This is a genomic window from Phyllobacterium sp. 22552 (assembly GCF_052044585.1).
GTDB lineage: Bacteria > Pseudomonadota > Alphaproteobacteria > Rhizobiales > Rhizobiaceae > Phyllobacterium > Phyllobacterium ifriqiyense.
This window is the reverse complement of record NZ_JBQENG010000012.1, coordinates 38,361-51,822: the sequence shown is the minus strand read 5'-3', so window position 1 is coordinate 51,822 and position 13,462 is coordinate 38,361. Positions and strand designations below refer to the sequence as shown.

Here is a 13,462-nt window from a genome sequence, read left to right as displayed (position 1 = left end):
AATATAGCCGCAAGTTTGAAATGATTTGCATGGCCGGGGTAGACGAAAGCTACCCCGGCCATTTACTTTGGTGCTAGGAAGTTTGGGCTTGAACAAACAAACGGATGGAAACATGGCTGGATCGATCAAGACTGTAGGCATTATCGGAGCGGGGCAAATGGGCAGCGGCATTGCTCATGTATGTGCCGTCGCCGGCTATGACGTTTTGATCCATGACCAGTCTGCCGAACAGCTGGAAAAGGCTATAGCCACCGTTAATGGCAATATGGCGCGGCAGGTCTCGCACGGCAAACTCGATGAGGCGGCACGCGAAAAAGCCATGGCGCATATCCGCCCTGCTCTGCGCATGGAGGACCTTTCCAGTGTCGATCTTGCCATCGAAGCGGCGACCGAGGATGAAACAGTCAAGCGCAAGATTTTTGCGCAGCTTTGTCCAAACCTCAATCCGGAGGCGATCCTCGCCACCAATACTTCATCGATTTCCATCACACGGCTCGCTGCGACAACCGATCGCCCGGAACGGTTTATTGGCATTCACTTCATGAATCCGGTGCCGGTGATGAAGCTGGTTGAACTCATTCGCGGTATCGCGACCGAGAACACCACCTTCGAAAGTGCGCGCGAATTCGTTACCAGCCTCGACAAGACCTTGACTGTCTCGGAAGATTTCCCGGCCTTCATCGTTAACCGCATCCTGCTGCCGATGATCAACGAAGCCATTTACGTTCTTTACGAAGGTGTCGGCTCTGTGGATGCCATTGATACAGCCATGAAGCTCGGCGCAAATCACCCGATGGGCCCACTGCAACTGGCTGATTTCATCGGCCTTGATACATGCCTTTCGATCATGCAGGTCTTGCATGATGGTCTGGCGGATTCGAAGTATCGACCCTGCCCGCTTCTCGTCAAATATGTCGAGGCCGGTTGGCTGGGCCGCAAGAGCGGTCGTGGCTTTTATGATTATCGCGGGGAAAATCCCGTTCCGACACGCTGATCATGCCCGCATGAAATTATCCCATGGATAGCCAACAGGACGCGGAATATTCTGCCGGAACAAAGCGGCTATCCACCATTCTTGTTGAGCTTGGGGACACAGACGCGACCAGAATTTCCTTCGACGACATTCTTGTCGCCTTGTCGGAACGCAGCTTTGGCGCCTTGCTCATCCTGTTTTCCGCATTAAATCTGATTCCACTACCGCCGGGTTCATCCACGATATTCGGCATTCCACTGGTTCTGCTTTCCATCCAAATGTTGATTGGCTTCGAGAATCCGTGGTTTCCGGCCTTTCTGCGGCGCAAATCAATGCGGATAGAAACCTATCGTTCCGGGATCGCCAGACTGGAAAGCGTTCTTACACGTTTTGAGCGGCTTGCCCGTCCGCGTTATTGGCTCTTGCCGCAAATTATCGTCGAACGGGTCGTCAGTATCGTTGCGCTTTCAATGTCCCTGATCGTCATTTTGCCGATTCCGCTTATTAACCAGATACCGGCATTGAGCATAATCCTGCTGGCAATTGGTCTTGGCGAACAGGACGGCGTATGGTTGGGAACAGGATTTCTTGTTGCGGCCCTGGCAGCTGGAATTGCTATCGGGCTCGGCGCCTCTGTAGGTTTGGCCGCGCTGCATATTTTTGGTTGAGAATGACAGAACAGAAAAACATATCCATTTACGTCGATGCAGATGCCTGCCCGGTAAAAGCAGAAATTTATCGTGTTGCGGAAAGATATGGCGTCAAGGTTTTCGTCGTGTCCAATTCCATGATGGCAATCCCGCGCGATCCGATGATCGAGCGGGTCATTGTCAGCGACGGTTTTGACGCCGCCGATGACTGGATTGCCGAGCGGGTCTCCCGGGGCGATGTGGTCGTCACTGCCGATATTCCACTTGCAAGCCGCTGCGTAAAAGCCGGTGCAGACGCCATTTCCCCAACGGGTCGGGCATTTACCGAGGCATCCATCGGCAATACCCTGGCAACGCGTAACCTCATGGATGAACTGCGTTCGGCGGGCCAGATCACGGGTGGACCGCGACCATTTTCACCAAAAGATCGTTCCTCCTTTCTTTCTGCGCTTGATCTCGCTATTGTGCGGTTGAAACGTGCGGGCTTCACCTCCTGAAGGGTAAGTGGATGGGAGCTATGCGTTTCGTGGCATTGACGGAACGCGTCGCAGGCTCTACGAGAGCGCAACAAAGCTATATGCGTGCCGCTCGTGCTCCATTGACGCCGAGCTAAAAACACGCCCAAAACCAGCACTGAAAGTTCATTTATGACCATTTTCGATTCTATCGCTCCGGCGCTGTCCGGTGCTTTGAAAGCCCGTGGCTACGAGACCCTGACACCCGTTCAGACTGCAGTTCTCGCTCCTGAAGCCGAAGGAGCAGATCTTCTCGTCTCCGCCCAGACCGGCTCGGGCAAGACCGTTGCCTTCGGCATCGCCATCGCACCGACTCTTCTGGAAGATGGAGATCGCTTCACTTCTATCGGCGCGCCCTATGCACTGGTGATTGCGCCCACACGCGAATTGGCTTTGCAGGTTCGCCGCGAATTGGAATGGCTTTATGAGCCAACCGGGGCGCGCATCGCCTCTTGCGTTGGCGGTATGGACATGACCAAGGAGCGCCGCGCCCTTTCGCAAGGCGCGCATATCGTTGTTGGCACACCGGGCCGCCTACGTGACCATATCAGCCGTGGCTCGCTCGACATGAAAGAACTGCGCGCAGTGGTTCTGGATGAGGCCGACGAGATGCTCGATCTCGGTTTCCGCGAAGATCTCGAATTCATCCTCGGTGAAGCGCCGGAAGATCGCCGCACACTGATGTTCTCTGCAACAGTGCCGAAACCTATCGCGCTTCTGGCAAAACAGTTCCAGAAAGACGCGCTGCGTATTTCTGCCACCAATGACCGCGAGCAGCATGCGGATATTGAATACCACATCATGCCGGTTGCACCGCGTGAGCGTGAAAACGCGATCATCAATTCGTTGCTGTTCTACGATGCACAGAACACGATCATTTTCGGTTCGACCCGTGAGGCCGTCAAACATTTGACCAGCCGCCTGTCAAATCGTGGTTTCTCTGTGGTTTCCCTGTCGGGTGAACTCAGCCAGGCTGAACGCACCAATGCCTTGCAGGCCATGCGTGATGGTCGTGCCCGTGTTTGTGTTGCCACCGACGTTGCCGCTCGCGGTATTGATCTGCCTAATCTTGATCTCGTCATCCATGCCGATCTGCCGAACAATTCAGAAACGCTTCTGCACCGCAGTGGCCGTACAGGTCGCGCGGGTCGTAAGGGCATCTGCGTTCTGATCGTGCCGGCCTCGCGTCGCCGCACTGCCGAGCGTCTTTTGCAAGGTGCAAAACTAACGACAACGATGGTGCCGCCACCGGATGCCGACGCAATCAACAAGCGCAACAATGACCGCATCCTCAATGATCCTTCTCTGTCTGAAGTCATAACCGAGGACGAGGGAGATTTCGTACGCGAATTGCTCGCCCTTCATTCCGCTGAACAGATTGCTGCTGCTTATTTACGCCAGCAAATGGCTGCTCGCCCTGCGCCAGAAGAGCTTTCCAATACCCCGTCCCATGTTCTTGAGCCTATCCGCAAGGGTAGCTTTGAAGACCGCCCGGGCCGCGGCGAACGGACATCGCGCTCGGATCGCTTTACCGATTTTGAAAGCGGCGCATGGTTCAGCGTCAGTGTTGGTCGCAAGCAACGCGCCGAACCACGTTGGCTTTTGCCGCTTATCTGCAAGGCCGGTGATATTACCAAGACCGATGTCGGCTCAATCAAAATTCTGGAAACGGAAACACGCTTTGAGATTACCGCCAGCAAGGCTGATGCTTTCCTTGCACGCATCAAGCAGTTCGGTACAGGCGAAAAGGGTGTAAATATCACCCGCAGTGAAGGTCCCGGCGGTTCTGCTCCGCGCAGCGATTTCAAGCCGAAGAAGAATTTCGGCGAGAAGCGCGAATTCGACAACCGCAAGCCGCGCGGCAACGATACCAATCCACGTACAGAGTGGGCAGCCAAACCTGCAAAGGCAAAGCCGGAAGGCTGGACAGCGGAAAAGCCGAAAAAGCTTCCAAAGGAACGCAAGCCCGGTGAATTGCAGGGTTTTGACAAATACAAAGCAAAAAAAGCTCGCAAAGCCGCCACAACTGGCGAGTAAGCAATTGCCTTCCTTATCTCCCTCTTTGCGAGGGAGATAAGGAATATGCAATGATTTTGCATGAGCTTGGTGCGTGCTTCCACAAGCTCAGCATGAGGAAGTTAGTGGGTTGCAACATCTACCTGCGACGTCGTCTCGTAACATGTCAGAACTCGTTCCCTGCCAATCTCCACCTTCCTCATGCTGAGCTTGTCGAAGCACGCATAATGAATTTGCCAATCCAGCGGTCCTGATACAATTTTCTAAAGACCCAAAGCGGCATCCACAAATCGCAGAGCGTCATCGCTGGACCAGTCTGCCGGGCCGTTCATCGCTGCGATCTGGCAGCCTTCCTTATCGACCAGCATTGTAACCGGGAGCCCAAAGGCCAGACTTTTCCGCTTAAGCTCGTTGAACACGCCCATTGATGGATCACGGTAAAGATCGAGCGACTTGACGCCGATCTCGCTCAGGAATGCTTTGGGTTTCGTATCGTCACCCGTGTCAATATTGATCGTGACGACCTCAAATTTGTCGCTGCCCTTTTTTGTTTCCAGCGCATCAAGTGCGGGCATCTCCTCGCGGCATGGCGCGCACCAGGTCGCCCACAGATTGACCAGCAATGTCTTGCCCTTGAAATCGCTGATGCGCACCGGCTTGCCATCCGGTCCGGTGAAGGACAAGCTCGACATGGATTGCGGCTTGTCGGCACCGCGCATGGCGGCAATGGCACCAACAGCGGCAGCATCAATCGCTTTTGCGCCCTCTGCCTTCATCGGGCACTGATCAGCCGTATTAGTCACGGTGGCAATATTGCCAGATGGCCGTTCCATCACGTATACCGCAACCGCACCGGCGGCAATGCCGGCGAGCGCGGCAAGGGCGATGATCTTTTTGTTGCTATTGCGTGGCGTTTGTCGTGGGCCGTCTGTCATTTCCGTTCTTTCCGCTTCACACTCAAGGCGTTTTCCATGTCCGACAAGAAGAATAGCAATGAAATGTGGGGCGGTCGTTTCGCCTCAGGTCCTGCCGCGATCATGGAAGAAATCAATGCTTCCATCGGCTTTGACCAGAAGCTTTACGCCCAGGACATTCAAGGTTCCCTTGCTCATGCAGCCATGCTTGCGAAAACCGGCATAATTGCGAGCGACGATTACGACAAGATCACAAGCGGCCTGAACACGATATTGTCAGAGATCGAGAGCGGAAAGTTCACTTTCTCACGCAAACTTGAAGACATTCACATGAATGTTGAGTCGCGCCTTGCCGAACTGATCGGCGCATCGGCGGGCCGGCTACACACTGCACGCTCACGCAATGACCAGGTCGCGGTCGACTTTCGCCTATGGGTAAAAGCTGAGTTTGAAAAGACTGCGGTGCTGCTCAAGAAATTGATCGAGGCCTTTCTGAAGCGCGCCGAAGAACATTCAGCAACCCTGATGCCAGGTTTCACCCATCTCCAGACCGCGCAACCCGTCACCTTTGGTCATCATTGCATGGCCTATGTCGAAATGTTTGGCCGCGATCTGAGCCGAGTCAAAGATGCAATTGAACGTATGAACGAATCGCCGCTCGGCGCCGCAGCCCTTGCCGGAACCGGCTTTCCGATTGACCGGCATATGACGGCAAAAGCGTTGGGTTTCCGCGAACCGACCCGCAATTCGCTCGATAGCGTGTCTGACCGCGATTATGCGCTGGAATTTCTGTCAACAGCTGCGATCACTGCGACCCATCTTTCCCGGTTGGCTGAAGAAATTGTCATTTGGTCTACTTCCCAGTTCGGCTTTGTTCGACTGTCCGACAGTTTTTCGACCGGCTCCTCCATCATGCCGCAGAAAAAGAACCCCGATGCTGCCGAGTTGGTTCGCGCCAAAACTGGCCGCATCACCGGATCGCTCGTCGCTCTGCTGACAGTCATGAAAGGCCTGCCTCTGACCTATTCCAAGGATATGCAGGAAGACAAGGAAGCCGTATTCGACGCTGCAGAAACGCTGGAACTGGCGCTTGCCGCCATGACTGGCATGGTTGGTGATATGACCGTCAACACCGCCGCAATGAAGAAGGCCGCGGGTTCGGGCTATTCAACGGCCACCGACCTGGCCGATTGGCTGGTGCGGGAACTTGGCCTGCCTTTCCGCGAGGCACACCATGTCACCGGCCGGGCAGTTGCCCTTGCCGAGCAGAAAAAGATCGACCTTGGTAAATTGTCGTTGGAAGATTTGCAGCAGATTCACCCGGGGATTACCGCTGCCATCTTTGGATTCCTGACTGTGGACAAATCCGTGCGCAGCCGCAAATCCTATGGCGGAACGGCTCCGGAACAGGTGCGCAAGCAGATCAAATTCTGGCAAAAGCGCATTGCGAAATTGTAAAACAACATTGACCGGCCATGGGGGTGCAAAGCGCGCCTTCTTAGGCTAGAGCCTTTCTTGCTCAAATAGAATCGTTCTGCCGGAGGGAATTTGTGGACAAGGTCGAGGGGTTTTGCGAGACCGATGTTTATCCATCGGGCGAAGCTGAAACCCGATGGATTTGGTCCAAATTCACCCGGCCTTTGGGTTTCCGGCTGGCGGCCAATCACTTTGTCAGGCGGCATCGGACGTGGATAAACATCGACTTCGCCACCTTCCGCGTGAATTATCTCGCCATCCGAGAAACAGAACTGCTTCTATTTGAACAAGAAAGGCTTTAGACATGGCAGACCCATTTCGGACGACAGGATCAACAATGACAAGCCGTTCCCTATTATCGACAATTCTTATGTCGATCGCGATCGTAAGCGCCATATCGGCCTGTGGCCGCAAAGGCGCACTGGAGCCACCGCCCGCTTCCGTAACATCAATGCCCGGCGAGCCGAAAACTGTGGCGCCGCCCGTCCAGGACAAGCGTTTTATTCTTGACCCATTGATCTAGAGCAAGCTGGATTTTCCGTGAATCATTTTGATTATAAAGACGGCGTTCTTCATGCCGAAGGCGTCAGTATTCCTGAAATCGCCAAGGCTGTCGGGACACCATTCTACTGTTATTCGACAGCAACGATCGAGCGTCATTTCAAAGTGTTTTCGGCAGCTTTTGCCGACATGGACACGCTCGTCTGCTACGCGCTCAAGGCAAATTCCAATCAAGCAGTCCTGAAAACGCTTGCGCGACTTGGTTCTGGCGCCGATGTGGTTTCTGAAGGTGAATTGCGCCGCGCGCTCGCCGCTGGCATTCCAGCCGAGAAAATCGTTTTTTCCGGCGTCGGCAAGAAGCCCAGCGAAATGGATCTCGCATTGAGCGCCGGCATTCGTTGTTTCAATGTCGAATCCGAGCCAGAGCTTGCCATTCTCTCCAGTCGTGCCGTTGCGGCGGGAAAGATCGCGCCAGTTTCGCTGCGCATCAATCCCGATGTCGATGCAAAGACCCATAAGAAGATTTCGACGGGGAAATCCGAGAACAAGTTCGGCATTCCCCTGGCCAAGGCAAGTTCAATCTATGCACAGGCAGCCAGGCTGCCGGGGCTAAAGGTTGTTGGCGTGGACATGCATATTGGCAGCCAGATCACTGATCTTGAGCCTTTCGACGATGCATTCCGCCTGCTGGCGGAGTTGGTCGGGCAGCTGAAGGCCGATGGCCATGATATCAAGCATGTTGATCTTGGCGGTGGTCTCGGTATTCCGTACCACTTCGACAACAATCCACCACCACTGCCCGATGCCTACGCGCAGATCGTTCAAAAACATATCAAGCCGCTGGGATTGAAGACGATTTTCGAACCGGGCCGACTTATTGTTGGCAATGCTGGGATTCTTGTCAGCGAGGTAATCTTCGTCAAGGAAGGCGATGCGCGTAACTTTATCATTGTTGACGCGGCCATGAACGACCTCATCCGGCCCACGCTTTACGATGCGTTCCACATTATCCGCCCCGTCAAGGAACCTACGGCCAATCATCCCCGGATTCGCGGCGACGTTGTCGGCCCCGTTTGCGAAACAGGTGACTATCTGGGCTTGGATCGTGACCTACCGCGTCCTGCCCCGGGTGATTTGATCGCAATTGGCACAGCGGGCGCCTATGGCGCGGTTCAGGCTGGCACCTATAATACGCGGCTGCTCGTGCCTGAGGTTCTGGTCAATGGCGATCAGTTCCATGTGGTGCGTCCACGCACAAGCTATGAAGAATTGATCGGCCTCGATTCCATTCCGGACTGGCTTTAATTTTCACGCCTACACAGAAGTATGATTGCGTTTTGCCGGGTAAGGCCTCGCCTTTGCCATGATGAGTGGTATTGTTAGCTTTGTCTGGTAATGCCGATACCGGAAAGATGGAGCGAGAATGGCCGATCACAACCCGGAAGAACGGGAAGCGACCAGCATCAAATTCGATATTCTGAAAAATATCGATCGCCTCCGTTTGTCCGCATGGTTGATGATCGCGCTTGAGCGCCTTTGGCCGCTCTTGCTGCCCCTTTTGCTTGTTATTTCAGTCTTCCTCAGCGTGGCATGGTTCGGCCTGTTTCGCCTTATGCCGGATCTTGCAAGGCAAGCCTTGCTTGCCCTCTTTCTGCTGAGCATCCCTGTTTGCGTCTATCTGCTGCTGAAGTTCCGCTTACCTCGCCCGTCAGAGATCACGCAGCGGCTTGAAAACGTCAATGAACTGGCGCACCAGCCCATTACCGTGCAGACAGAAGAGCTTGCAGCCAACAGCACTGATCCCTTTGCGCAGGCATTGTGGAGCGAGCATCGCAAGCGCATGGCAACACGCATTGCCAATCTGCAAAGCGGATTGCCCCAGACGCGGATTGCTGAACGCGACCCTTGGGCTTTGCGCGGCGTTGCTGCGCTGCTGCTCGTCATTGCTTTTGCCTTTTCCGGTGGACCGCTGGGCGGCCGCATCAGCGATGCATTTCTCAGCCATGCCGCGAGCAATGCAATACGGCCTCGTATTGACGCCTGGGTTACCCCTCCGCGTTATACAGGTCGCGCTCCGCTATTTCTGACCACCGCAAGCAATTCGGCCGACACGCAGTTTTCAGTACCCCAAAACAGCACGCTTGTTGTCCGCATTATCGGTGGCAGTGGATCGGAAGCTCTCACACAGAAGCTGTCTGATGGAAAATCGGTAGAGATTGCAGCCAGGGAAACGCCTAAGATCGAAGACTCGGCAACTGGTAAAGCAACACCACGAAATTTTGAACTCACACTTGATCAAAACAGTTCTATTGATCTGGTGAATGGCCGCTCTGCCCTCTCCAGTTGGGGCTTCACAATCATTCCAGACCAGCCGCCCGCAATCCGTTTTACCAAGGAGCCTTCCAGCGCCGTCAATGGCACGATGGACGTCTTTTATGAGATCAAGGACGATTATGGCGCGATAGCTGCACAGGCAAAAATCGAACAGGCACTGCCTGCCGAAAAGGATGCACGACCGCTCTATTCCGCTCCGGAATTGCCGTTGGCATTGCCGCGTCGCGGTGAACAAGCCAAGGAGACTAAAACCACCAAGGATCTCACCCAGCACCCATGGTCTGGGTCTGAAATCCGCATGACTCTCATTGCGTCCGACGACGCAAAGCAGGAAGCCCGCAGCGAAGTCAAAACTTTCGTCATGCCCGAGCGACCATTCGCCAATCCGCTTGCTCGCGCGTTGATTGAACAACGCCGCAACTTGGCGCTGAATGCCAATGCCAAGCCCAATGTGCTGGAAATGCTGGACGCAATCACAATGTGGCCGGAAGAGACAATCAAAAACTCGTCCCACTATCTTGGGTTGCGCAGTGTTCGTTCCCGCCTTGACCTCGCAAAAAGCGATGAACAGTTGCGCGAGGTAGTAAGCTATATGTGGGACGTCGCCCGCGGCATTGAGGATGGTGCCTTGTCTGATGCGGAGCGGCGACTGCGGCAAGCGCAGGAAGCCTTGAAAAATGCCATCGAACAGGGTGCCAGCCAGGAGGAAATCGAAAAGCGCATGGCTGAGTTGCGCGATGCCATGAAGGAATTTCTGCGTGAATTTGCGCAGAAAGCTCAGAAAAACCCGAACATGGCGCAAAATCCAAATGCCAAACAGCTACGGCAGGAGGATATCGATAAAATGCTGAACCAGATTGAAGAGCTTGCCAAGCAGGGCTCTAAGGATCAGGCACAGCAATTATTGTCCGAGCTCGAAAACATGATGAACAACCTGCAGATGGGCCAGCAGCAACAGGCTCAACAAGGCCAGCAGGGACAGATGAAACAGCAGATGGACAAGCTCGGTGAGCTGATGCGCCGTCAACAGGACATGATGAACCAGACCCACCGGCTGGAACAGCAGCGCCAACAGGGCATGCAGCAGGACTTTGGCGAGGAGCAGCAAGGCGAACAGGGTGAGCAAGGACAAATGTCCGAAGAGGAAATTGCCAAGGCCCTGCGCGATCTTCAGCAAGGCCAAGGCAAGCTCCAATCCGAACTCGGCCAGTTGATGAAAGATCTGGAAGGCATGGGTATCAAGCCCGGTGAAGGATTTGGCCAGGCAGGCAAATCAATGGGTGAAGCTGGCAAATCACTCGGTCAAGCCGATGGCGATCAGGCACTCGGCCAGCAAAGCGATGCGCTGGATGCGCTGCGTCGTGGTGGTCAGGACATGATGAAACAGATGCAGGAGGCCATGGGGCAAGAGGGACAAACCGGGCAAGGCGATCAACGGCAAACCGGGGGGCGCGATCCTCTCGGCCGCCCGCAGCGCGACGGCGGGCCCGATGATGGCACCAATACCAAAGTCCCCGGCGAGATCGATATTCAGCGCGCGCGTGAAATTCTGGACGCCATCCGCAAGCGGCTCGGTAATTCGCTCAGCCCGCAAATGGAAAAGGATTATTTGGAGCGCCTGCTCAAGTTCAATTGATCAGAAAAATGTTGGGCTTTAATCGCGAACCACACCGACATAAGGCAGTTGCCGGAATGAATGGCCGACATCCATGCCGTAACCGACAACGAAATAGTCCGGGCATTCGAATCCTTTAAAATCAGCCTCTATTTCGGTCTTGCGCTTGACGCTTTTGTCCAGCAGCACGGCAATATAGACATTGCGCGCACCGCGTTCGAGCATGAGCTGGCGCGTAAACTTCAATGTGCGTCCTGATTCAAGAATATCATCGATCAAAAGTACGTCACGGCCATGCACATCGCTGTCAATATCGCGCATAAGTCGCACTTCAGTGCTTTCCGTGCCCTTGCCATAACTGGAGACAGTGATGAACTCCACATCCGGTTCTGCACCGGCATCATGCATGGCGCGGATCAGATCGGCGGCAAAAATAAACGAGCCCTTGAGGATCGAGATAACAAGCAGGTTTTCAAAACCTCGCGCCACGATTGCTTTGGCAAGTTCTAGATTGCGCGCGGCAATTGTTTCGGCACTGAAAAGAACATCAATATTTTTAGTCCCGACTTTTGGCATGCAAGTTTCCTGTGGCGCGTTTTCAGACCGAATTTCTTCATATAGCTCCCGCACCTATAGCCTGATCATCAGCCAAAATGCAAAAACCGGCGCTGCCGTATAAAATTCATGTTTCCAGTCATGCTGGTTCATGTTTGTTGGGGTGGTCAAATCGGCTCGCGCAAAATAGAACACGTTGCAGATAAGATCGGAAAGCACACTTGATTCGTTTTGAGAATGTCGGATTGCGGTATGGGATGGGCCCGGAGGTCTTGCGTGATGTCAGCCTCCACATATCGCCGCGATCATTTCAGTTCCTCACCGGACCTTCCGGTGCAGGTAAAACGTCATTGCTGCGCCTGCTTTTCATGACACTCAAGCCGACACGCGGTTCCATCACCGTCTTCGGCAAGGATATTGCAACAATTTCGTCCAGGGAAATGCCAATGCTGCGCCGGCGCATAGGCGTGGTCTTTCAGGATTTCCGGCTGCTCGATCATATGACCACCTATCAAAACGTCGCCTTGCCTTTGCGGGTACGCGGCAAGGAAGAAGCGACCTATCGCGCAGAGGTCGAAGAGCTTTTGCATTGGGTAGGACTTGGCGAGCGCATGCATGTGCTACCACCTGTGCTATCCGGCGGTGAAAAACAGCGTGCCGCTATCGCCCGCGCTTTGATAGATCAACCGGAAATTCTGCTTGCCGACGAGCCGACGGGCAATGTCGATCCGCCCCTGGCGCGGCGTCTCCTGCGCCTTTTCGGCGAGTTGAACCGCTCCGGAACAGCCGTTGTCATTGCCACCCACGATTTGACCCTGATGGACCAGATCAATGCGCGGCGTATGATCCTCGATCAGGGAAGGCTCGACGTTTATGATTGATGCCGCTGCCCTCAAGGATCGAGCCATCGAATTGGCGGACAGGCTTTGGACCCGTATCCGCAAAAACAGCGGACAAGCACCGATCGTGCCCGCAGGCAATGTGGTTGGCCATGCCTTGATGATCGTAATCGCCATCATGACCTTCCTCGCCTGCCTCACCGTCGGCTCAGTCAGCCTTGTTCAATCGACAGCCGCCACCTGGCAAAGTCAGATTTCCACCGAAGCGACTATTCAGATCAGGCCGGTGGAAGGTCAGGACATGGAAGCAATGCTCGCTGAAGCGAGTAAAATTGCGCAAGGATTTGCCGGCGTGAAATCCACGCGAATCATCGACCGGGATGCGACAGCCCGCCTTCTCGAACCATGGCTTGGAACCGGACTCGATATTGATGAACTGCCTGTTCCCCGGCTGGTGGTCGTTACGCTCGACGAAGCCTCGCCTCCAGATTTCGCAGCGCTTCGCAGCATGCTCGTCGGGCAGATACCGGCAGCCAGTTTCGACGATCATCGCACATGGGTCGACCGGTTGGTTTCCATGGCTCGTTCGACTGTTCTCATCGGCACCGGCGTGCTTTCTCTTGTCGTTGCAGCAACCGTCCTCACCGTGATTTTCGCCACGCGCGGAGCGATGGCCGGTAACGGCCATATTATTGAAGTGCTGCATTTCATCGGCGCGGAACAAAAATTCGTCGCCCGCCAGTTCGAGCGCCATTTTTTCTGGACAGCACTTAAAGGTGCAGCTTTTGGCGGTGCGCTTGCCATGTTCATTTTTCTGATGATCGGATGGTGGTCATCGCGTAATCTGGCAACACCCGAAGCCGATCAGGCGACAGCGCTCTTCGGCAATTTCTCCATTGGATCCGGCGGATATACGGGTGTAGTTTTGATCATATTGGCGGTCAGCGTTCTGACCATGATTACAACACGAATGACAGTCATAGCGCATTTAAGACAAGTTGATGGACGCACGGGCGAAAATCACGACACCTGAAATATTCATTTTATTTTATAGAAGTATCGCTTCCAGTTTAT

13 protein-coding genes are annotated in these 13,462 nt (G+C 54.4%); 11 read left to right on the top strand and 2 right to left on the bottom strand.

The window, feature by feature from the left end:
• The first annotated feature begins 112 nt into the window (after positions 1-112).
• The 4 genes from ACTJI9_RS21770 to ACTJI9_RS21755 all read left to right on the top strand — a co-directional run bounded on the left by ACTJI9_RS21770 (position 113) and on the right by ACTJI9_RS21755 (position 4,175).
• Positions 113-994 (top strand): 3-hydroxybutyryl-CoA dehydrogenase, encoded by an 882-nt coding sequence (locus tag ACTJI9_RS21770; RefSeq protein ID WP_440810949.1) that lies wholly within the window; start codon positions 113-115, stop codon positions 992-994.
• A 23-nt stretch (positions 995-1,017) separates the two neighbouring features.
• Positions 1,018-1,641: an exopolysaccharide biosynthesis protein gene (locus ACTJI9_RS21765; protein WP_307280339.1), complete on the top strand. Its 624-nt coding sequence runs from the start codon at positions 1,018-1,020 to the stop codon at positions 1,639-1,641.
• A 2-nt stretch (positions 1,642-1,643) separates the two neighbouring features.
• On the top strand, positions 1,644-2,120 hold the full coding sequence (locus ACTJI9_RS21760) for a YaiI/YqxD family protein (RefSeq protein WP_440810906.1): 477 nt from the start codon (positions 1,644-1,646) through the stop codon (positions 2,118-2,120).
• A 150-nt stretch (positions 2,121-2,270) separates the two neighbouring features.
• On the top strand, positions 2,271-4,175 hold the full coding sequence (locus tag ACTJI9_RS21755; RefSeq protein WP_440810904.1) for a DEAD/DEAH box helicase: 1,905 nt from the start codon (positions 2,271-2,273) through the stop codon (positions 4,173-4,175).
• Positions 4,176-4,417: 242 nt separating this feature from the next.
• Here ACTJI9_RS21755 and tlpA read toward each other — a convergent pair whose 3' ends face one another.
• Entirely contained in the window at positions 4,418-5,089 is a 672-nt protein-coding gene (gene tlpA / locus ACTJI9_RS21750; protein WP_336442347.1) for a thiol:disulfide interchange protein TlpA, read from the bottom strand.
• A 36-nt stretch (positions 5,090-5,125) separates the two neighbouring features.
• On the opposite strand from tlpA, the gene argH reads away from it, so the two are divergent.
• The 5 genes from argH to ACTJI9_RS21725 all read left to right on the top strand — a co-directional run bounded on the left by argH (position 5,126) and on the right by ACTJI9_RS21725 (position 11,015).
• A complete protein-coding gene (gene argH / locus ACTJI9_RS21745; RefSeq protein ID WP_115055491.1) occupies positions 5,126-6,526 on the top strand; it encodes an argininosuccinate lyase in 1,401 nt (466 codons plus the stop codon).
• Between the two features lie 92 nt (positions 6,527-6,618).
• Positions 6,619-6,846, top strand: coding sequence for a hypothetical protein (locus tag ACTJI9_RS21740; protein ID WP_115055493.1), 228 nt, complete (start codon positions 6,619-6,621; stop codon positions 6,844-6,846).
• Between the two features lie 35 nt (positions 6,847-6,881).
• A complete protein-coding gene (gene lptM, locus ACTJI9_RS21735) occupies positions 6,882-7,067 on the top strand; it encodes an LPS translocon maturation chaperone LptM (protein WP_115055579.1) in 186 nt (61 codons plus the stop codon).
• 17 nt (positions 7,068-7,084) lie between these two features.
• Positions 7,085-8,350 carry a diaminopimelate decarboxylase gene (gene lysA, locus ACTJI9_RS21730; protein ID WP_440810898.1) on the top strand — a complete coding sequence of 422 codons (1,266 nt, stop codon included), beginning with the start codon at positions 7,085-7,087 and terminating at the stop codon, positions 8,348-8,350.
• A 118-nt stretch (positions 8,351-8,468) separates the two neighbouring features.
• Positions 8,469-11,015, top strand: coding sequence for a TIGR02302 family protein (locus ACTJI9_RS21725; protein WP_440810895.1), 2,547 nt, complete (start codon positions 8,469-8,471; stop codon positions 11,013-11,015).
• Between the two features lie 18 nt (positions 11,016-11,033).
• On the opposite strand, the gene hpt is transcribed toward ACTJI9_RS21725, so the two are convergent.
• A complete protein-coding gene (gene hpt / locus ACTJI9_RS21720) occupies positions 11,034-11,570 on the bottom strand; it encodes a hypoxanthine phosphoribosyltransferase (protein WP_115055499.1) in 537 nt (178 codons plus the stop codon).
• A 200-nt stretch (positions 11,571-11,770) separates the two neighbouring features.
• On the opposite strand from hpt, the gene ftsE reads away from it, so the two are divergent.
• Both ftsE and ACTJI9_RS21710 read left to right on the top strand, forming a co-directional pair.
• A complete protein-coding gene (ftsE, locus tag ACTJI9_RS21715) occupies positions 11,771-12,430 on the top strand; it encodes a cell division ATP-binding protein FtsE (protein ID WP_115055501.1) in 660 nt (219 codons plus the stop codon).
• The gene (locus ACTJI9_RS21710; protein WP_336442344.1) at positions 12,423-13,421 is read left to right on the top strand and encodes a cell division protein FtsX; all 999 of its coding nucleotides are present in this window, start codon (positions 12,423-12,425) and stop codon (positions 13,419-13,421) included. The genes ftsE and ACTJI9_RS21710 overlap by 8 nt, the downstream gene beginning before the upstream one ends.
• Positions 13,422-13,462: the final 41 nt, after the last annotated feature.

Bases quoted from the DNA above. Each gene is read 5' to 3' on its own strand.
- ACTJI9_RS21725 (WP_440810895.1), top strand. From the start codon at position 8,469: ATGGCCGATCACAACCCGGAAGAACGGGAAGCGACCAGCATCAAATTC.
- ACTJI9_RS21765 (WP_307280339.1), top strand. From the start codon at position 1,018: ATGGATAGCCAACAGGACGCGGAATATTCTGCCGGAACAAAGCGGCTA.
- ACTJI9_RS21760 (WP_440810906.1), top strand. From the start codon at position 1,644: ATGACAGAACAGAAAAACATATCCATTTACGTCGATGCAGATGCCTGC.
- argH (WP_115055491.1), top strand. From the start codon at position 5,126: ATGTCCGACAAGAAGAATAGCAATGAAATGTGGGGCGGTCGTTTCGCC.
- ACTJI9_RS21770 (WP_440810949.1), top strand. From the start codon at position 113: ATGGCTGGATCGATCAAGACTGTAGGCATTATCGGAGCGGGGCAAATG.
- hpt (WP_115055499.1), bottom strand. From the start codon at position 11,570: ATGCCAAAAGTCGGGACTAAAAATATTGATGTTCTTTTCAGTGCCGAA.
- ACTJI9_RS21755 (WP_440810904.1), top strand. From the start codon at position 2,271: ATGACCATTTTCGATTCTATCGCTCCGGCGCTGTCCGGTGCTTTGAAA.
- lptM (WP_115055579.1), top strand. From the start codon at position 6,882: ATGACAAGCCGTTCCCTATTATCGACAATTCTTATGTCGATCGCGATC.
- ACTJI9_RS21710 (WP_336442344.1), top strand. From the start codon at position 12,423: ATGATTGATGCCGCTGCCCTCAAGGATCGAGCCATCGAATTGGCGGAC.
- tlpA (WP_336442347.1), bottom strand. From the start codon at position 5,089: ATGACAGACGGCCCACGACAAACGCCACGCAATAGCAACAAAAAGATC.